Source organism: Agromyces laixinhei, from assembly GCF_006337065.1.
In the GTDB taxonomy this organism is placed as follows: domain Bacteria; phylum Actinomycetota; class Actinomycetes; order Actinomycetales; family Microbacteriaceae; genus Agromyces; species Agromyces laixinhei.
In genome coordinates, this window is record NZ_CP040872.1 from 933,272 (window position 1) to 951,709 (window position 18,438).

The window sequence follows — 18,438 nt, forward strand, 5'->3', positions numbered from 1 at the left end:
GCCGACCGGCTTCAAGCCTTCAGGACACGTCGAGGGTTGCTGATGCGGGTATGGTCTGGTCGAAAACCGTGTTCGATGCCCCACAGGACGGCATTCGTGCGACTGGTCACGTTGATGCGCCGGTAGCAGTTGCGGATGTACGTCTTGACCGAGTTGATCGAGAGATGGGCGCGGTCGGCGATCTCGAGGTTCGATAGGCCTTGGGTGACCAGCGCGAGTATCTCCGCTTCACGTTGAGTCAGCCCTTCCTCTCGCCCCGGCCAATCTCCACTGAGGACCGTGGTCGTGGCTTTCCCGTCGTACAGTCCGTGATCGCCGTGGTTGACGTCTTCGAGCGCCGCAACGAGATCACGGGCGGGTAGCGCCTTCGAAACGTAACCACGTGCGCCGTTGGAGAGCGCCGCGTCGACGACCGCAGTGTCTCCTGCCCATGAGTAGACCACGACGGCGCCGACCAAGGGATCGGCTGCGAGCTCTCGAACCGTCGCCCCATTCTCCTGGACGTTTCCGAACGTGTCGACCAGTGCGATGTCGACTGGCTCGCTGACTTGCCTGTTCGCGTCGAGCTCCACGATGCGCACCCTCGAATCGTAGGAGCGCAGCATGGCGGCCAGGCCGCGGACGACGACTTCGTAGTCGTTGACGAGGGCAAGTGAGACTTGAGTCATGGTGCAATTCTAGGCGAGAATTTCACCCCTAGGGGTGTACCAGCGCCTCCTCGCGTTGCATAGCTTTGAATGCATGAGCACTCACTCGTCCGGCTCTTCCGGGTCTCACTCGTCGTCATCGTCATCGCCTTCGCCGGTATCGGCGAAGATCATTTCACGCCGGTTCGACGCGCGCCGGTGGTTCTCAGATTCGTGGGCCGCGCGCGATGGGCGTGGAGCCGCGAGCGATGGGCATGGACGCGAGTTCAAGCCGTTTCGAGTAAGGCGATGAGTGGCACGAGCAGCCCGGTGGAGATCGACCACAATCGCAGACTCGACGGTGTGGACGATGTCATCTGGGTCGAGGTGGATGACCGGTATTGGGTGGGCAATGCCCCCGGGATATTCGTCGGCTCCATCGAACAGAGCAGCTCAGGTTTCGAAACGCGAGACATGTTCGGCGTCGAGCGCGGCACGTTCGAGGATCTCCGAACCGCTCAGCGCCTGCTGCGGTTCTTCATGGGTGCATCCCGGCATTGGGATGCCTCTCTTGGGTCTGTCGAACGCGAAGTGGCCGTTCTCGGTCACGCAGCTTGACGACAAGCAGGAGTGATCGATTTCCTGTCGACACCCACAGGTTTCCGGGATGCGCAACACGCCCGGAGTCGACCCGGAGATGCTCGGCGGACTCGGGGGATAACGCCGCATCTTCGAGGGGGACGGCGCCGAGGACGGTAGTTTCTTCCTACCGCCCTCGGCGTCATGTCGCCGCGCGACTTCCACGCGGAACGCTGTTGCGCACACGACGGCCCCACGATGGAGTGTGCCTTGGGCGGGGCTCAGGCGCGCGCGGCCGTCTCTGCCATGGCATCGACGAGGCTCCAGGCGCCAAGCGCCACCAAGGTCACGGCGGCGAGCAGCAGGAGCAGATCACGAGCGCGCCGTGACGTCCCGAGCCAGGGGACAGATCTGACGACGACGCCGAGAAGCGTGAGCCAGGCGAACAGCATCACCACATGTACGGCGGCGAAGGCCAGAAAGAGGGCGGGCCCGTCGACACCGATGCCGGAGAGAGAGGGAACGAGCAGTCCGTACAGGCTGAGCGCCTTCACGTTCGTGATGACCGCGAGGAAGGCCCAGAGCACGAGCCGTGGTGCCGGCCGCGGGGGTTGATCGCTGCCGTCCTTGGGCCGCCCCATGGTCTTGGTGAGGGAGACGATACCGATCGCGATCAGCACGACCCCGCCCACGACGCCGAAGATGATCCGGGCGACGTCGCTGCCGGCGACGAGTTGCCCGAGGCCGCTGAAGCCGGCAACGCCGGCGAGGAGGAGGATCCCCAGCGACGTTCCCGACCACACCTTCACCGGAGCGCGCCGGTCGCCCGTGATGGCAGCGCTGACGGTAATGGTGAAGCTCGCACCGGGAGTGATCACGAACGGCAGTGCCGTTGCGGCCAGGAGCGCGATGTTCACAACGCGGACGGGCTGAGGTAGTGGAACACCGTTCTGATGGTGGCGCCGTCGACGGTGTGCACGGCAAGGCCAGGCATCGCGTCAGGATCCGCGATGGGGTCCGTCTTGCTCCCCAGCCGCATCGTCGACACGATACCGGGCGCGCCGAGCAGAGGCACACCGGCGAACGCCGTCGCGACGGCCGTATGCACATGCCCGGTGAACACGCCGACGACGTTCTCGTGGGCGTGGATGATCGCCGCGAGCACGTCGCCGTTCGCGAGCCCGAATCGGTCCATGACGTGATGCCCGATCGGAACCGGCGGGTGATGCATGACGAGGACTGCGGGGTCGTCCGTGCCGGAAAGCTGCTCGTGGGCGTACTCAACCGTTGCCGAGCCCAACTCGCCGTGGTCGTTTCGGTCGAGATGCGAGTCGAGGCCGACCAGCAGGAGGCCGCCGACGTCCAACGTCGCGTTCAGTGACGGCGGATGACCGTGCGCCCGCATGGCGGCGAGCAGCGGCGCAGACAGATCGTGGTTCCCAGGTACCACGAGCGTAGGCAGACCGGGAAGTGCGGCAAAGAACTGTTCGTACTCACCGACGTCGCCATGGTCGGCTATGTCCCCGCTCACGAGCAGCGCATCGACGTTGCCGAGGTCTGCCACCTGGTTGAGCACTGCCTGCAAGCGTCGGAGTCGTGCCGAGGACTCATCGAGGTGCGTGTCACTGAGATGAGCGATGACGGGCAACGGTCCCCCTCGACGTGGCTGTGCTTGGCATTCCAGCATTGCATGTCCGCCACCCACCCGGCCCGATCGGCGGCCGGTGCTTCGAAGTTATGTCCGAGTTCAGCTTGTGCCGACTTGTCCACAATTCGAAACTTTCTCTTCCATTCGAACTCCCGCCATGGGAGAATCAAGCATGAACGATTCGCCGCAGGCACTCCAGTCGCTGGAGGCTCTGCATGCGAATGTGACGGATGCCTGGTCGGGGGCGCTCCTCGGTGAATCGCGTGATGTCGGCGACGATGTTCGGGTCATGAGCGACGACGGTCTGGTTCGAGCGACAGAGGCGCTCGCGCGGTTGCAGCGCAGCGTGCAGGTCTTGCAAGCACGATGCGCCGCCGAACTCGCGGGGCGGTCGCGCACGGGTGACGAGTCCGATGTGGCGAAGAAGCACGGGTTCGCCACGGCCGAGCGACTGATCGTGCAGGCGACCGGTGGTCGGTATGCGGATGCCGCGCGCCTGGTGTCCATCGGCGAGGCGACCTCGGCGCGGCGCTCCTTCGCCGGCGAGGTCCTGCCGGCACGTCACCCTCATCTGGCCACGGCGTTCGAGTCGGGCGCGGTGAGCCTCGATGCCGCCGATCTGATCCGCCGTTTCCTCGACCGCGTCGCCCTTCGGGCCGATCGCGACGATCTCGGCGATGCAGAGATGCTGCTTGTCGAACGAGCACCGGTTGTGGGTGTCGAGGGAACCCAGCGCCTCATTCGACAACTCGAAGCGCATCTCGACCCCGATGGAGTGAAGCCACGCGAAGACGAGCTGCGCAGCGCGCGGTCGCTGAAGATCTGGCAAGACGCTGCCGGCATGATCAATCTGCGCGGCGCGTTCGATCCGGCGAGCGGCGCCCCCATCAAGTTGGCGATCGAGACGCTCGTCGGCGCCGAGTTGCATGCCGCGCGCGATGCGCGCCCCGGGTTCGGTGCGAAAGCGTCGAGTGCGGCTTCCGGTGGCCAGGGCGATGCTCCCCACCTCGACGGAGTGGTCGCCGAAGACCGCTCGATCGCTCAGATGAACGCCGACGCGCTCGCAGACATTGCGTGGCTGTCGCTCTCGAGCAGCGACGCCCCTCCTGCGTTGCGGGCGGTCACCGTCATCGTTCGCGTCGACGGCGACGATCTCGCCTCCGGCGAGGGGCACGCGACGATCGACGGCATCGAGCATCCGGTCGCCACCGATACGGTGCGCGAGTGGGCGATGTCGGCCGGGTGTTTCGCCGCTGTACATGGCCGAGGGCTGCGAGCGAGTGCAGCTCGGGCGATCGCGGCGTCTCTTCAGCGCGGCTCAGAAGGCGGTGCTGGTCGCTCGTGATGGCGGCTGCGCCTGGCCCGGGTGCCAGCGGCCTCCCTCGCACACGCAAGCACATCACCTGCGATGGTGGAAGCGAGACGAGGGGCCGACCGACCTCGAGAACGGCATCATGCTCTGCGCACATCATCACCATCGGGTGCATGACGACGGGTGGACGATCTTCATCAGAGACGCTCGAAGTTGGTTCATTCCGCCGGCGCATCTCGATCCCGACCAGGTCGCTCGGGCGGGCAACATCGCCCCAGATCACCTGGCTCGCGAGCATCTGGCGTCAGGACGTCGAGCCCGCCGTGCAACACGGAGAACCGACGCGCCCGCCGAGATGGGCGCGCCCGCGGCGTGACGGCGACGCGGGTGCCTGCACCCGGCGCCCGCGCCTGCCACGGCTCAGCGCGCGAGCGAGACGCCGAGGGTCGCGAGCACACCGAAGACCACGCCCCAGAGCACGATCGAGATGACCTGCCACACGATCACGACGTTGCGGTTGGCACCGAACGACACCATCGCGGCCGAAGTGATCTGGCTCGGCAGGATGGTCTGGCCGAGCAGGCTCACGCCTGCCACTCCGTACTTGTCGAACGAACGGCGCAGCTTCTCGCGGCGCGGCGACTCGGCGGTCGGCTCCTTCTTGCCCGCCACGACCTTGCCGCGCACGCCGTGCGCCGTCAGCACGAAGATCAGCATCGAGACGATGTTGCCGATGATGGCGACGCCGATCGCGAGTGCCGTCGGCAGCCCGATCAGCACGCCGATGACCGAGCCGAAGTACGACTCGACGAACGGGATCGCGGCGACGACCATGACGCCGAACCACTGGAGGAAGGCGGGCAGTGAGGAGGCGAAGTCCTGCAGGGCGTCGATCACGAGATGTCCTTTCGTCGGGCCGGTAACAAGCTGTTGCCTCAATCCTGCGAGCGGCGCCGCGCCCCCGGCAGTGTCGCGGCGTCAGCGGTTCGGGTGCGATTCCGCACGCGGCATCCGTGACACATGTCACTGTTCTAAGCTCGAACCCATGCCTGCCGAACAGGCCCGCGGTGTGCAGACCACCTGGCTGTACACGCTCGGGTCGATCGTGTTCTTCTTCGGGTTCCTCGACGTGATCGTCGCGCTGACGATGCTCGAGACGTACCTGAGCACCGACGACCCGGTGACGGCCGCGGCCATCGTGCTGCTGTTCGTCGCCTCGGCGATTCAGCTTCGCTACTGCTGGTTCCTGCGCTCCGGTCGAGGCGGCGGCCTGCCGCGCCCCGCCTGGACGATCGCGCTCTTCGCATCCGCCGGAGCCGTCTGGGTGCTCGGCCTCATCCCGCCCGGCAACGAGCTCGCTGCCGCGGTGCCGCTGTGGGCCGCGACCTGCCTCGCCGCCTGCCTGCTGCCGACCACGAGGCGTTGGCTCTCGCTGCTCGCCGGGGCGCTCGTGCTCATCGCGCATCCTGTGCTCGCCGTGATGACGACGGGCGCTTCAGACATCCACGTACGCGCGTCTGCCGCGTGGATGCTCGGCATCTACTGCCTGCTGCTGCCCTTCATGGTGATCACGAGCATGTGGTTCTGGGAGGTCGTCGTCGAACTCGACCGGCACCGTCGCGCCGCCGCCGAGCTCGCGGTGACGCAGGAGCGGTTGCGCTTCGCCTCCGACCTGCACGACATCCAGGGCCACCACCTGCAGGTCATCTCGCTGAAATCGGAGCTCGCGGAACGCCTGCTGCTGATCGACCCCGAGGCCGCGCGCGTGCACCTGCACGAGACCCGCCTGATCGCCAAGCAGGCGCTCGAAGAGACGCGCTCACTCGTCGCCGGCTACCGGCAGGTCGCCTTCGACGACGAACTCGAGAACGCCCGGGAGGTGCTCACCGCCGCGGGGGCCGAGTGCGAGCTCCGGCTCGGCGCCGTGCCGTCGGATGCCGCGGCGCAGAGCCTGCTCGCATCGGTCGTGCGCGAGGCGACGACGAACATCCTGCGGCACAGTGAGGCGACGCGAGTGACGATCGAATTGACCACGACAGGTGACCGCACCGAGCTCGCGATCGCGAACGACGGCGTCCCGGCGACGGATGCCCCGGCGCCCGGCCCCACTGGCACGAGCGGGCGCGCAGCCGGTTCAGGCCTCGCTGGGCTCCGCGAGCGGCTTGCGACGCTCGGCGGCACACTCGAGACCGCCGCGGATGCCTCGACCGGCCCGTCGAGACGGGGCGGTCGCTTCGAGGTCCGGGCCACGGTGGTGCTCCCGTGAGCGGCATCCGTCTGCTGATCGCCGACGACGAGCACCTCATCCGCGGCGCACTCGTCGCGCTCTTGAACCTCGAGCCCGACATCGAGGTGGTGGCAACGGCCGACAACGGCGTGGCGGCCTACGAGCAGGCGGTCGCGGCGACCCCCGACGTGTGCCTGCTCGACCTCGAGATGCCCGAGGCCGATGGGCTCGAGGCCGCCGTCCGCATCCTCTCCGAGGTGCCGACGCGCGTCGTGATCGTGACGCGGCACGCCCGCCCCGGTGTGCTGCGGCGGGCCCTCGCCTCGAAGGTGTCGGGCTTCGTGCCGAAGTCGACCGCTGCCGAAGACCTGGCGCACGTCATCCGTGACGTCGCCGCCGGCCGGCGCTACATCGACCCCGAGATCGCCGCGACCGCGCTGACCGCCGAGCGCTGCCCGCTCACCGACCGCGAACTCGATGCGCTGCGCCACAGCCGTTCGACGATGAGCGTGCAGCAGATCGCCGACCGCCTGCACCTCGCGCAGGGAACGGTGCGCAACTACCTCTCATCGGCGATGACGAAGCTCGACGCCTCCTCGCGGCACGAGGCCGCCGAGAAGGCGTGGCAGCACGGCTGGATCTGAGACTGCGCCAGCCGCGCCGGCCGCGCCAGCCGCGCCAGCGGCGCCGGCCGCGCCGCCGGCGTCACCCGTCGAGCACGTCGAGGTCGACCTCGATCTCGTCACCCTCGCCGATGCCCTCGGCCCGCAGCACCGCCTTCTTCAGCGGCAGCGCGTAGGTCTCGGCGCCCGGGAAGATCGACGTGCTCCACGTCGTGCCCCCGACCGTCGCGACGACGCGCACGGAGTCGAAGCCCCGCGGCATCCGCGGCTGATCGAAGATGTCGGCGCTCGGCTCGGGCGGAACATCGACGAAGAACCAGTTGCGGCGCGCGGTCCATTCGTAGATCTCGGCGGTGAAGCGGATGCGCATGCCGCGATCGTACTCGCGCCCGCAGTCAGCGACCTCAGCCCGCGGCGGCGATGACCTCGCGGTGCAGCGTGAGCAGGCCTGCCGTGCGATCGGCGGGGCCGCGTCCGAACCCGCACTCCGTGCCGATGCCGAACACGGTCACGCCGGCGGCGGCGAACGCCTCGCGGGCGGGCGCGATGCGGGCGAGCGCGCCGTCGACGCCGTCTTCGTGGTGCACGAGACCGAGGAACGGCGTTGTCTCGGCGGGCAGCGCCCAGCCGGCGAGGGGCGCGAAGTACGCGGCATCCGTGCGCTCGATCGGCACCGGCAGGTGCACCCAGTCGATCGGCCGATCGAGCTGCGCGGCCAGGGCGTTGGCGACCGCGACGAGCCGGCCCGCGTCGCTCGGCTCGACGAAATGCTTCTCGGCGACATCGCCGTAGCAGAGGTGGCACCCGAGCTGCGCGCCGGCCGGCACCCGTGCCGCCAGCTCGACGGCGAGCCCGGCGATGGCCTCGACGAGCGCCGGGGCATCCGCACCGCCGTCGGTGAAGAACGCCTCGAGCGGGCCGCCGCCGAGGCTCACGCCCTCGAGGTAGGCGAACTCGGTCGCCAGGTCGATCTGCACGGCGAGGTCGTCGGCCGGGATGGCCGCGGCGATGCGGTCGAGCTCGGCGGCGAGGGCGGCGGCGTACGCCGGATACACGGCGGCGCGATCGGCCGGCGCCACGTAGGTCGTGACGGGCGCGAGCGGCGACGGCAGGCACACCTGGAACCGCGTGCCCGCCGGAATCACGCCCTCGCCGCGAAGGCGCGTGAAGTCCGCGTAGCTCGCGGCCGCGGCATCCGCGTAGCCGAGTGAACCGAACGCGAGGTCGGATGCCGGCACGGTTCCGTCGAGCACGAGCGGCCGAAGGTCGAAGCCTGCGACGATGATCGGATCGATCGGCACCCGGCTGAGCCCCTCGACCGCGTCGAACGCGGCGCCCTGGAACAGGATCCAGTGGAACCGCTCGCCGACCTCGCCGTCGGGGATGCGGGGAAGGTCGGCGCCGAGATTCCCGCCGAGCTCCGCCGCGACGACGCGGAACGTGGCCTCGGCGGTGGGCTGGTTGATCGATCCGACGAGGTGGGCACCGGCGACGCGGGGGAGTTCAGGCATCCAGCCATCGTAGATCGTCGCCCCTCGTGCGGGGTCTTGCCGCGGCATCCGTCACGTCATAGGGTCGCGTGCGACTGCGCTGTTCGCTGACGATCGGAGTCGACATGCCCGCAACCGCCCTGCCCTCGAGCGGCGATCAACCCGGTGATGCCGGTGGCGCCGGTGGCCGCGCGAAGACCTGCGACGCGAGCGGCATGGCCGAGATCCACCGCTTCTTCCGCGCCGGGTTCGGCGAGGGTCGTGCACTCGTCGAGGGCGTCGACGAAGCGGATGCCGCTCACGCCGAGGTCGTCGGCGACCACCTCTCGATGCTCTCGACCGCGCTGCACGCCCATCACGAGGGCGAAGACACGATGCTCTGGGGGGCCCTCGAAGAACGCGCACCCGGATGCGTCGCCCACGTGGCCCGCATGAAGGCGCAGCACGCCGTGATGCTCGTGCACCTGCAGCAACTCGACGCGGCACTGCCGGCGTGGCGGGCGAGCGGCAGGCCGGCGGATGCCGCGGGAGTGCTCGCCGCCCTTGACGGCGTCACTACGGCGCTCGCCGACCACCTTCCCGACGAGGAGGCGAACATCGTGCCCGTCATGGAGGTCACGCTCACGCCGAAGGAGGTCGACGCGCTCTCAGAGCACGGGCGCAAGGCGACCCCGAAGGGCAAGACGTTCGAGCAGCTCGGGGCGATCCTCGCGGCGCAGCCCGACGGCGGTGCTGCCTGGCAGCGTTCGCATCTGCCGGCGCCGGTGCGCCTGATCTGGCGTGTGATCGGCAAGCCGAAGTACCAGGCGAATCGCGCGGCGCTCCTCGGGCGGCGCTGAGCGGCGCTGAGCGGCAGCCGGGCGCCACTCGGCGGGTCGCTCCCGGCCCGCGCTCACCCCGCACTCACTCCGCGGGCCGCTCCCGTCGCGGCCGGCGCGGCTCGTCGAGCCCGATGTGCACGCGGGTGCGCTTGCGCTCGAAGACGATGAAGCCCGCGCCGAGCAGCCAGAGGGGCAGCTGGGTGAGGAACGCGATGCGGAACGCGTCGAGGCTGTAGGTCTCGGGAGTTCCGGCCCCCTGCGCGTCCATCGCGATGCCGATGAACAGGATCGCGAGCAGGGCCGCGAGGAATCCGCCGACGTTGACGATGCCGGTCGCGGTGCTGAGCCGGTGCCGCGGGTTGTAGGTGCGCGCGTGGTCGAAGCCGATCATCGAGGCGGGGCCGCCGGTGCTGAGCGCGAGCGCCAGCACGAACAGCAACCACAGCGGCGACGTGCCCGGCCACAGGATCACCACGAGCCACGCGACGACCTGCACGGCGATGATCGGCAGCACGAGCATGCGCGACCGGCGCATCGGGTGCCGGCTCGACAGTGCGCCGATCACCGGCCCGATGAGCATGCCCGCAACGACATACACACTGAAGATCAGCGAGGCCATCGCGGGGGAGAGGCCCTCGCCGACGGTCAGGAACGGGAACCCCCACAGCAGCACGAACGCGGTGCCCGAGAACGGCGTGGTGAAGTGCGACCAGAACGCGAGCCGAGTCGCGGGGTGCGCCCACGACTCCTTGAAGCCCTGTCGCAGGTCGGCCGACGACGTCACGGCATGGATCGCGCCGGTGGCCGTGTCGACCGAGACGTCGGCGCTGCGCCCGGGCGGGCGGTTGCGGATGACGGCGAACGTCAGCACGGTGAAGAGCGCGCCGAGACCGGCGAGGCTGCCGAAGGCGACGGTCCAGCTCGTGGCGTGCAGCAGGGCGGCGATCGGGAGGATCGCGAGCAACTGCCCCGCCTGGCCGACGATGCCGGTCAGCTGCACCATGAACGGCGCCTGCCGTTCGGGAAACCACACGGCGACGACGCGCAGCACGCTCGGGAAGATCGCCGCGTCGCCGGCACCGAGCAGCATGCGGGCGAAGATCGCCGTGCCGACGTCGGGCGCGAACGCCATCACGAGCTGACCGATCGCCATGACGAGCATGCCGATGCCGATGATCGGCCGTGCGCCGAACCGGTCGAGCAGGATGCCGACGGGAATCTGCATCGCGCCGTAGACGAAGAGCTGGATGACGGCGAACATCGAGAGCGTCGAGGCATCCGCGTCGAATCGCACGGCGGCGTCGACGCCCACGGCGGAGAGCGAGGTGCGGTTCGTCACCGACAGCATGTAGGCGGCGACCCCGACCGACCACACCAGCCAGAGCCGCCACGGGCGCACGGGTTGGGGCAGGATCGTCACGGTGCGTCCAGCGTATCCCCGGCATCCCGGTATCGCCGCAGCAGGATGCCTCGCCGCGCACGCGTCGCGGCGAGGCATCCGTCGACTGCTACCCGAGCAGGTGCGCGAGCATCCGCTCGACCACTGCCGCTCGCTCGGCGTCGGTCGACAGCTGCTCGAGGCCGAAGCCGAAGAGCAGCGTGTCGGGCGTCGCCGTGGCGGCGATGATGGCGCCGATGCCCTGCGTGAGCTCGAAGTCCGAGCTGTTGCCGGGGCTCCCCTCCGGCGCACCCGGCACCGTCCAGGCGCCGAGCCCGTTCTCGAAGCCCTCGGCCTCGGTGTCGGCACCGGCGACGACGAGCTTCGTGTCGTCGACGACGAGCCCCATCTCGCCCGTTCCCGGGTCGGTGACGTAGCTCACGACCACCTCGACCGGTGCGCCCGCGAACTCGCTGAGGTCGAACGCGACCGGCACCCAGCCGCCTGACGACCCGGTGAACGAGTTCCACGAGCCGGCCGGGGTGGTCGAGCCCGTCGGGGTGCAGGGGTTGCCACCCGTCAGGTAGTGCTCGAGGAAGGCGTGTTCGGCCAGCAGGAAGCCGGCCTCGCACTCCGTCGGGACGGCGCTCGTCGTGCCGCCGTTCACGTCGGGCAGCGTCGTCCAGGCCTCGGTGCCCACCGGGCGTGCCTCGACGATCACGTGGTCGTACCCGCCCTCGGTCGAGTACGCGAACTGCGCCTCGAACGTCGGAGTGTCCGACGCCGCCACCGTGGTGAGGTCGAAGGTGCGACTGAGTCGCTGGTAGCCGTCGTCGATGTGCTCCGCCGCGGCGGCCCACGCACCCTCCACCGGAACCACCCGGCCGTCGGCGTCGACGTAGTCGGCTGCGGCCCAGCTCTCGAACTGCGGGAACTCGTCCACGGGCAACACCTCGCTCGTGGGCGTGAACGCACCGAGCTCGTCGATCGGGTTGTCGACCGTCGCCGGCCCGCCGAAGGCCGCGTCGATGCCAGTGAGCGGATCGGCCGTGCCGGTCACTCCCGCCGCGACGAGCGGCGTGCGGTCGTACCCGCCGAGCCAGTACTGATGGAAGTCGTCGGCGAGCAGCAGGCAATCGGAGAAGAAGTCCTCCGTCACCGCGCAGTCCGCCTCCGGCGCTCCGTTGAGGCCGTAGTAGATGCCGCCGAGAGAACCGCCCAGCAATCCGAAGTACCCGGTGGTCTCACCGGAGACGGCCAGCTTGCCGCCCTCGTTGAGCCAGTCGCGCACCGCGATCGTGAGGTACTGCTGCCGTTCGGCGACCGAGAGGTCGGGGAGCGGTCCGAACTGGAAGGTGTCGGTCAGCTCGTCCTCCGGGTCTTGCGTGAGCCGGTTGTCGCCGAGGTACCACAGCGCCGTGTCGAAGTGCGAGAGTACTCCGAGCGGATGCGGCACGCCCTGCGCGTCGACGTCCCAGGTGTCGGGCGTGACGCCGTTCGCCACGAGGGCCGCGACGTGCTCGTCGAGGTACTTCGGCGCGGTCGTGCCCGCCGGGTACGTCGGGTTCACGCCCGTGTAGTCCTCGTTCGCGATCACGAGCGCCGGGCTGCCGGTGTCTTGCGCGAGCGTGTAGCTGAAGTGCTCGCTCTCGATCTTGCGGAACTGTTCGCCGTTCAGCAGGTCGCGGATCGACGGGAATGCCGAGAACCATACCTCGACCGTGTCGCCCGGGTCGGCGCCGCGCACGGTGCCTCGATACTCGGCGTAGTAGTCGTCGTTCTCGTCGCCGTACCGTTCACCGCCCTGCCACTCCCGCACGAGCGAGACGCGCATGCGGCCGTCGTTGATGCGGTACTGCATGAACTTCGCGGTCAGGTCGCGCTTCGCGATGACGGCCACCGGCTGCGGGTCGCCGTACGACACGGTGAAGCTGTCGACCTTGAAGTCGGCCGCCTCGCGGTCGACCACCGACACCGGGTCGTTCGGGTCGAGCGCCGACTCGGCGACCGCGAGCGCGAACGGCACGTTCTTCTCGAACTCGGCCTGGATGAGGTCTTCATCGTCGGGGAAGTTGAAGCCGCTCTGGCAGTCCTCCGCCAGCCACTCGTCGTCGGGCACTGAATCCGAGACCGTTTCGCAGGTCGTCATCTCGGGGGTGAAGCCGAGCGTGCCGTAGGCCTCCTGCATGTGCGAGTCGGTGTCGCCGTTCGTCGTGTAGAGCTCGGCCGAGATGTCGGGGTCGAAGCCGGGAATCGCCGGGTTCGCATCGTCACCGACCATCGCCTCGTAGAGCACGTCGTCGGGCGACGGCGTCGCCACCTGCCAGCCGATGCCGTGCAGCAGCAGTTCGGCGGCCGAGTGGTAGTTCACGAGGAACTCGGGCGTGATGTTCGCGAACAGCGAGTCGAGCGCCTGCGTCTCGGGCTCGGATGCCGGTGCGGCACCGCGATACGTCTGGCTGCCCGGGTTCGGTGACGAACCTTCGTTGTCGTATCCCCACCGGGTCGGGTAGTTGCGGTTCAGGTCGACGCCGTCGCCCGGGGTGATGACGCCGTTGCCGTCGACGTCGCGCAGGTTCTTGCGCCAGAGGCGCTGCCCCTCTTCGAAGGTGAAGTCGTAGCCATCGGGGTTCGCGACCGGGATGAACCACATCTCGGTCGTGTTCACCAGATCCGTGATGCGAGCGTCGGTGCCGTACTCGGTGAGCACCTTGTCGAGCAGGCGCCGCACCATCTCGGGGGTGATCCACTCGCGAGCGTGCTGCGCGCCGGAGAACACCGTCGCCGGACGCTTGCCGTCTTTCACCTTCGTCGGGTTCTTCGTGACCCGCACGGCAGTGATGTCCTGCCCGTTGATGGTCTGGCCGATCACCACGAGTTCGGCGATGGTCGGGTTCGCCGCGGCCTGCGCGACGAGTTCCTCCCGGATTCCGCCCGCACCCGAGTAGGTGCGGTACACCCCGTCGCCCTGCACCAGTGCTCGGCGCTGGGATGAGGCCTTCTGCTCGAGTTCGGTACCGGCCTTCGCGAGCTCGGCGACCTGCTCACCCGAGAGGATCACCTCGACGTCGACGGTGCCCGCATCGGCGCCGGGCGTCGTGACGATCTCGCTCCGGTCGACGCCGAGTTCGACGATCGCGGCGAGGCCTGCAGCATCGACCGCACCCGTGTAGACGGCGAGCCGGTCGTCCCCCGCTGGCGGGGGAGCCGGTCTCGCCATGCTCGGCGCCGCGGTCACCACCGTGAGGATCAATGCCGCCGCGGTGGCGATGGCGAGCCGGCGTGCAGTGCTCTTTCGGGCAGTGCTCAGCTTCTGGAACATTGCGTACTCCCTTGTGCGCGATGACGCTTCGGTTACGGTGTTCACGATCGTTCAGGAAGGCGATGGCCCCCCTGAACGTTCCTCATCTTCCCGGGATGGTCGGGCGGCCGTCAAGGGGTTCGTCTCGTGGCACACGGTGCCGAAGTGCCGGAGTGCCGGAGTGCCGGAGTGCCGGAGTGCCGAAGTGCCGAAGTGCCGGAGTGCCGGAGTGCCGGAGTGCCGGAGTGCCGAAGTGCCGAAGTGCCGAAGTGCCGAAGTGCCGAAGTGCCGGAGTGCCGGAGTGCCCCGCTCCAAACGCCGACTGCCCGCCGGATACCTCAGCTGAGGCATCCGACGGGCAGTCGAGGCGAACCGGGAGAGCTAGCTCTTCGAGGTGCCACGCTCCGAACCGGGCTCCGTGCCACGCTTCGAACCACGCTTCGAACCACGCTCCGAACCGGGCTCCGAACGCGGCCCGGCCTCGTCGGCCGGCCCATCGGGGCGTTCGGCCATCGCTTCCGCCTCGGCGAGACCGCCGAGGCCGGCACCGATGCCCGGCGCTGCCACCGCTCCGGCAGCGAGCGTCGCGTCGACCAGCGCCGTCTCGGCCGCCTCGCGTTCGCCGTCTGACGTGATGACCGTGTCGTCGCCGAGTGCCTCCTCGGCCTCGATGTCGATTGCGGCCTGCTCGAACTGCGAGTTGTACAGGCGGTAGTACGCGCCCTTCGCAGCGATGAGCTGTTCGTGGTTGCCCTTCTCGACGATGTCGCCGTGTTCCATCACGAGAATGAGGTCGGCGTCGCGGATCGTCGACAGACGGTGCGCGATCACGAACGAGGTGCGGCCCTCCCGCAGCGCCGCCATGGCGTGCTGCAGCAGGAGCTCGGTGCGGGTGTCGACCGATGAGGTCGCCTCGTCGAGGATCAGCACCGACGGCTGCGCCACGAACGCGCGAGCGATCGTGATGAGCTGCTTCTCGCCGGCCGAGACGTTCGACGCGTCTTCATCGAGCACGGTGTCGTACCCGTCGGGCAGCGAGTGCACGAAGCGGTCGACGTACGTCGCCTGCGCCGCCGCGAGCACCTCGTCGTCGGTCGCCGTCTGGCGACCGTACCGGATGTTCTCGCGAATGGTGCCCGCGAACAGCCACGGATCCTGCAGCACCATGCCCGTGCGCGACCGCACGTCGTGCCGCGACAGCTCCGCGATGCTCTGCCCGTTGAGCAGGATGCGACCGCCGTCGAGCTCGTAGAACCGCATGATGAGGTTCACGAGCGTCGTCTTGCCCGCGCCCGTCGGGCCCACGATCGCGACCGTCTGGCCCGGCTCCACCCGGAACGACAGGTCGGTGATCAGCGGGCGATCGGGGTGATACGAGAACGACACGTGCTCGAACTCGATCGTGCCGTCGCCGTCGACGGGCGCCGGGGCATCCGCTGCATCGGGCTCTTGCTCGTCGGAGTCGAGCAGCTCGAAGACGCGCTCCGCCGAGGCGGTGCCCGACTGCACGACCGCGGCCATGCCGCCCAGCTCCGAGAGGGGCTGGGTGAACTGCTGCGAGTACTGGATGAACGCCTGCACGTCGCCGAGACGCAGCTGGCCGGTGGTGACCATCAGCCCGCCGAGCACCGCGATGCCGACGTAGGTGAGGTTTCCGATGAACATCATGCCCGGCATGATGATGCCCGACAGGAACTGCGCCTTGAACGAGGCCTCGTAGAGTTCGTGGTTCTCCTTCTTGAAGGCCTCGCGCGAGGTCTCTTCGCGGCCGAACACCTTGACGAGCGCGTGGCCCGAGAACGACTCCTCGACCCGTGCGTTCAGGCGGCCGACCTTGCGCCACTGGATGCCGAAGGCCTTCTGCGACTTCGGCCCGATGATGCCGAAGATCACGGCCATGAGCGGCAGCGAGACGAGCGCGACGAGCGCGAGCTGCCACGAGATCGAGAACATCATGATCATCACGCCGATGACGGTCAGCACCGAGGTGAGGGCCGTCGACAGCGACTGCTGCATGGCCTGCGTGATGTTGTCGATGTCGTTCGTGACCCGGGAGATCAGCTCGCCGCGCTGCACCTTGTCGAAGTAGCTGAGCGGCAGGCGGTTGATCTTCGCCTCGACCGACTCGCGCAGGCGCCACATGGTCCTCACCATGATGATGTTGATCACGTAGCCCTGCAGCCAGGTGAGCACGGATGCCGCGAAGTACAGACCGAGCACGGCCACGATGACCTGGCTGAGTGCCACGAAGTCGACGCCCGCACCGACCGCGAAGTTCTCCATCGCGGCGATCATGTTCGCGAAGTCGGTCTGGCCGGCGGCCCGCAGTGCTTCGACGACCTGCTCCTGCGAGGTGCCGGGCGGGAACTGCCCGGCGAGGCCGGCCGATGCGACGCCCTCGAAGATGATGTTCGTCGCCTCGCCGAGCACCTTCGGTGCGAGCACCGTGAGCACGACGCCGAGGGCGCCGAGGATCGACACGAACACGAAGGCGAACGCGTGCGGCTTCAGCAGGCCGATGAGCCGGCCGAAGCTCTGCCCGAAGTTCTTCGGCTTGCCCGGGGCGACGCCGCCGCTCCAGTCGTCGGCGTTGATGCGGGCCTGCTCGCCGAGCTCGATCTCGAGCTGTTCGTCTGCGGTGAGTTTGGAATCGGTGCTCATGCGCCGGCCTCCACTCCGAGCTGGCTTTCGACGATCTCGCGGTAGGTGGTCGACGACTCGAGCAGCTGCTCGTGCGTGCCGACCCCGACCATTCCGCCGTCATCGAGCACGATGATGCGGTCGGCGTCGGTGATGGTGGACACCCGTTGCGCGACGACGATCTTCGTCACTTCCGGCAACTCCCTCCAGAGTGCTTGTCTGAGTCTTGCGTCGGTGGTGAGGTCGAGCGCCGAGAACGAGTCGTCGAAGACGAGGATGCCGGGGTTGTGCACGATCGCGCGGGCGATCGCGAGCCGCTGGCGCTGGCCGCCCGACACGTTGGTGCCGCCCTGCGAGATCTTCGCGTCGAGGCCGCCTTCCATCTCCTCGACGAAGTCGCGGCCCTGTGCGATCTCGAGCGCGTGCCACAGCTCTTCGTCGGTGGCGTCTTCGCGCCCGAACCGCAGGTTGGTCGCGATGGTGCCCGTGAAGAGGAACGGCCGCTGGGGTACGAGGCCGATCGTCGACCACAGGTGCTCGAGGTCGGCCTCGCGCACGTCGACGCCGTTGACCTTGACGGAGCCGCCGGTGACGTCGAAGAGACGGGGGATCAGCGAGATGAGCGTCGTCTTTCCGGCGCCCGTGGACCCGACGATCGCCACGGTCTCACCCGGTGCCGCCGAGAAGGTGATGCCGCTCAGCACCGGGTGCTGCGCACCGGGGTAGGTGAACTCGGTGTTCGCGAACTCGACCGCGCCTGGCGTCGGGAACACGCTCACCGCGTTCTCGGGCCGAACGAGCGAGGTCTCTGAATCGAGCACTTCGCCGATGCGCTCGGCCGACACCGCCGCACGCGGAATCATCATCGTCATGAAGCTCGCCATGAGCACGCCGGTGAGGATGAGCATGACGTACTGCATGAACGCGAACAGGGTGCCGATCTGCACGGTGCCCGCATCGACCTCGATCGCGCCGAACCAGACGACGCCGACGACGGTGACGTTCAGGATCAGCATGAAGAGCGGGAAGAGCAGCACGAAGAGCGAACCGACCTTGCGGCCGACGACGAGGATGTCGGTGTTCGCGCCGCGGAAGCGCTCCTCTTCGATCGGCTCGCGCACGAACGCCCGCACCACGCGGATGCCGGTGAGCTGCTCGCGCATGATGCGGTTCACGTTGTCGAGCTTCGCCTGGTAGCTGCGGAACAGCGGCACCATGCGGCCGATGATGAGCACCGCGACGATGAGCAGCGTGGGCACCGCGACGGCGATGATCCACGACAACCCGACGTCTTGCTGCAACGCCATGATGATGCCGCCGATCGCGAGGATCGGCGCGGTCACGAGGAACGTGGCGCCCATCATCGCGAGCATCTGCACCTGCTGCACGTCGTTGGTGTTGCGGGTGATGAGCGAACCGGGCCCGAAGACCGAGACCTCGCGTTCGGAGAACGTCGAGACGCGCTCGAACACGTCGTCGCGGATGTCGCGGCCGGCCTTCATCGCGGCCTTGGCTGCGAAGAAGGTGGCGATGATCGACGCGGTGATCTGCCCGAGCGAGATGACCAGCATCAGCGAGCCGGTCGACCAGATGAACGCGGTGTCGCCCTTGGCGACGCCCTCGTCGATGATCGACGCGTTGAGGCTCGGCAGATTGAACGTGGCGATCGCCGAGGCGAACTGGAACACCAGCACGCCGAGCAGCAGCCACTTGTAGGGTTTGAGGTAGCGGACGAGGATTTTTCCGAGCATTGCGTCTCCATCGTGCGGAGTCAGTGAGAGGTCGGTGAACCG

16 protein-coding genes are annotated in these 18,438 nt (G+C 68.4%); 6 read left to right on the forward strand and 10 right to left on the reverse strand.

The features are described from left to right. Positions 1-11 precede the first annotated feature (11 nt). On the reverse strand, positions 12-668 hold the full coding sequence (locus FHG54_RS04400; protein WP_139416194.1) for a response regulator transcription factor: 657 nt from the start codon (positions 666-668) through the stop codon (positions 12-14). A 69-nt stretch (positions 669-737) separates the two neighbouring features. On the opposite strand from FHG54_RS04400, the gene FHG54_RS04405 reads away from it, so the two are divergent. Then, positions 738-1,244 (forward strand): hypothetical protein, encoded by a 507-nt coding sequence (locus tag FHG54_RS04405; RefSeq protein WP_139416195.1) that lies wholly within the window; start codon positions 738-740, stop codon positions 1,242-1,244. A 242-nt stretch (positions 1,245-1,486) separates the two neighbouring features. Here FHG54_RS04405 and FHG54_RS04410 read toward each other — a convergent pair whose 3' ends face one another. Both FHG54_RS04410 and FHG54_RS04415 read right to left on the reverse strand, forming a co-directional pair. Next, a complete protein-coding gene (locus FHG54_RS04410) occupies positions 1,487-2,122 on the reverse strand; it encodes a LysE family translocator (RefSeq protein ID WP_139416196.1) in 636 nt (211 codons plus the stop codon). After that, positions 2,119-2,892 carry a metallophosphoesterase family protein gene (locus tag FHG54_RS04415; RefSeq protein ID WP_139416197.1) on the reverse strand — a complete coding sequence of 258 codons (774 nt, stop codon included), beginning with the start codon at positions 2,890-2,892 and terminating at the stop codon, positions 2,119-2,121. Before FHG54_RS04415 ends, FHG54_RS04410 begins: the two co-directional genes overlap by 4 nt. A gap of 133 nt (positions 2,893-3,025) precedes the next feature. Here FHG54_RS04415 and FHG54_RS04420 point away from each other — a divergent pair, with 133 nt between their 5' ends. Together FHG54_RS04420 and FHG54_RS17110 are read left to right on the forward strand one after the other, a co-directional pair. After that, positions 3,026-4,198 carry a DUF222 domain-containing protein gene (locus tag FHG54_RS04420; protein ID WP_168197102.1) on the forward strand — a complete coding sequence of 391 codons (1,173 nt, stop codon included), beginning with the start codon at positions 3,026-3,028 and terminating at the stop codon, positions 4,196-4,198. Next, positions 4,113-4,541: an HNH endonuclease gene (locus FHG54_RS17110; RefSeq protein ID WP_420837422.1), complete on the forward strand. Its 429-nt coding sequence runs from the start codon at positions 4,113-4,115 to the stop codon at positions 4,539-4,541. The genes FHG54_RS04420 and FHG54_RS17110 overlap by 86 nt, the downstream gene beginning before the upstream one ends. Before the next feature lie 44 nt (positions 4,542-4,585). On the opposite strand, the gene FHG54_RS04425 is transcribed toward FHG54_RS17110, so the two are convergent. Continuing rightward, positions 4,586-5,062 carry a hypothetical protein gene (locus FHG54_RS04425; RefSeq protein ID WP_139416199.1) on the reverse strand — a complete coding sequence of 159 codons (477 nt, stop codon included), beginning with the start codon at positions 5,060-5,062 and terminating at the stop codon, positions 4,586-4,588. Positions 5,063-5,210: 148 nt separating this feature from the next. Between FHG54_RS04425 and FHG54_RS04430 the strand changes: the two genes are divergently transcribed. Together FHG54_RS04430 and FHG54_RS04435 are read left to right on the forward strand one after the other, a co-directional pair. Then, positions 5,211-6,431 (forward strand): sensor histidine kinase, encoded by a 1,221-nt coding sequence (locus tag FHG54_RS04430; protein WP_139416200.1) that lies wholly within the window; start codon positions 5,211-5,213, stop codon positions 6,429-6,431. Continuing rightward, the gene (locus tag FHG54_RS04435; protein ID WP_139416201.1) at positions 6,428-7,036 is read left to right on the forward strand and encodes a response regulator transcription factor; all 609 of its coding nucleotides are present in this window, start codon (positions 6,428-6,430) and stop codon (positions 7,034-7,036) included. Before FHG54_RS04430 ends, FHG54_RS04435 begins: the two co-directional genes overlap by 4 nt. 61 nt (positions 7,037-7,097) lie before the next feature. On the opposite strand, the gene FHG54_RS04445 is transcribed toward FHG54_RS04435, so the two are convergent. Then, a complete protein-coding gene (locus FHG54_RS04445) occupies positions 7,098-7,385 on the reverse strand; it encodes a DUF1905 domain-containing protein (protein ID WP_139416203.1) in 288 nt (95 codons plus the stop codon). 34 nt (positions 7,386-7,419) lie between these two features. Further along, on the reverse strand, positions 7,420-8,526 hold the full coding sequence (locus FHG54_RS04450) for a hypothetical protein (RefSeq protein WP_139416204.1): 1,107 nt from the start codon (positions 8,524-8,526) through the stop codon (positions 7,420-7,422). Between the two features lie 104 nt (positions 8,527-8,630). On the opposite strand from FHG54_RS04450, the gene FHG54_RS04455 reads away from it, so the two are divergent. Further along, on the forward strand, positions 8,631-9,344 hold the full coding sequence (locus FHG54_RS04455) for a hemerythrin domain-containing protein (RefSeq protein ID WP_139416205.1): 714 nt from the start codon (positions 8,631-8,633) through the stop codon (positions 9,342-9,344). Positions 9,345-9,408: 64 nt separating this feature from the next. On the opposite strand, the gene FHG54_RS04460 is transcribed toward FHG54_RS04455, so the two are convergent. From FHG54_RS04460 to FHG54_RS04480, 4 genes are all read right to left on the reverse strand, one after another. Then, a complete protein-coding gene (locus FHG54_RS04460) occupies positions 9,409-10,674 on the reverse strand; it encodes an MFS transporter (protein ID WP_232331424.1) in 1,266 nt (421 codons plus the stop codon). Between the two features lie 160 nt (positions 10,675-10,834). Further along, the gene (locus tag FHG54_RS04465) at positions 10,835-14,026 is read right to left on the reverse strand and encodes a M14 family metallopeptidase (protein ID WP_139416207.1); all 3,192 of its coding nucleotides are present in this window, start codon (positions 14,024-14,026) and stop codon (positions 10,835-10,837) included. 360 nt (positions 14,027-14,386) lie between these two features. Next, on the reverse strand, positions 14,387-16,666 hold the full coding sequence (locus FHG54_RS04475) for an ABC transporter ATP-binding protein (protein ID WP_139416208.1): 2,280 nt from the start codon (positions 16,664-16,666) through the stop codon (positions 14,387-14,389). Beyond that, positions 16,663-18,396: an ABC transporter ATP-binding protein gene (locus tag FHG54_RS04480; protein WP_139416209.1), complete on the reverse strand. Its 1,734-nt coding sequence runs from the start codon at positions 18,394-18,396 to the stop codon at positions 16,663-16,665. The genes FHG54_RS04475 and FHG54_RS04480 overlap by 4 nt, the downstream gene beginning before the upstream one ends. Between the last annotated feature and the right edge of the window lie 42 nt (positions 18,397-18,438).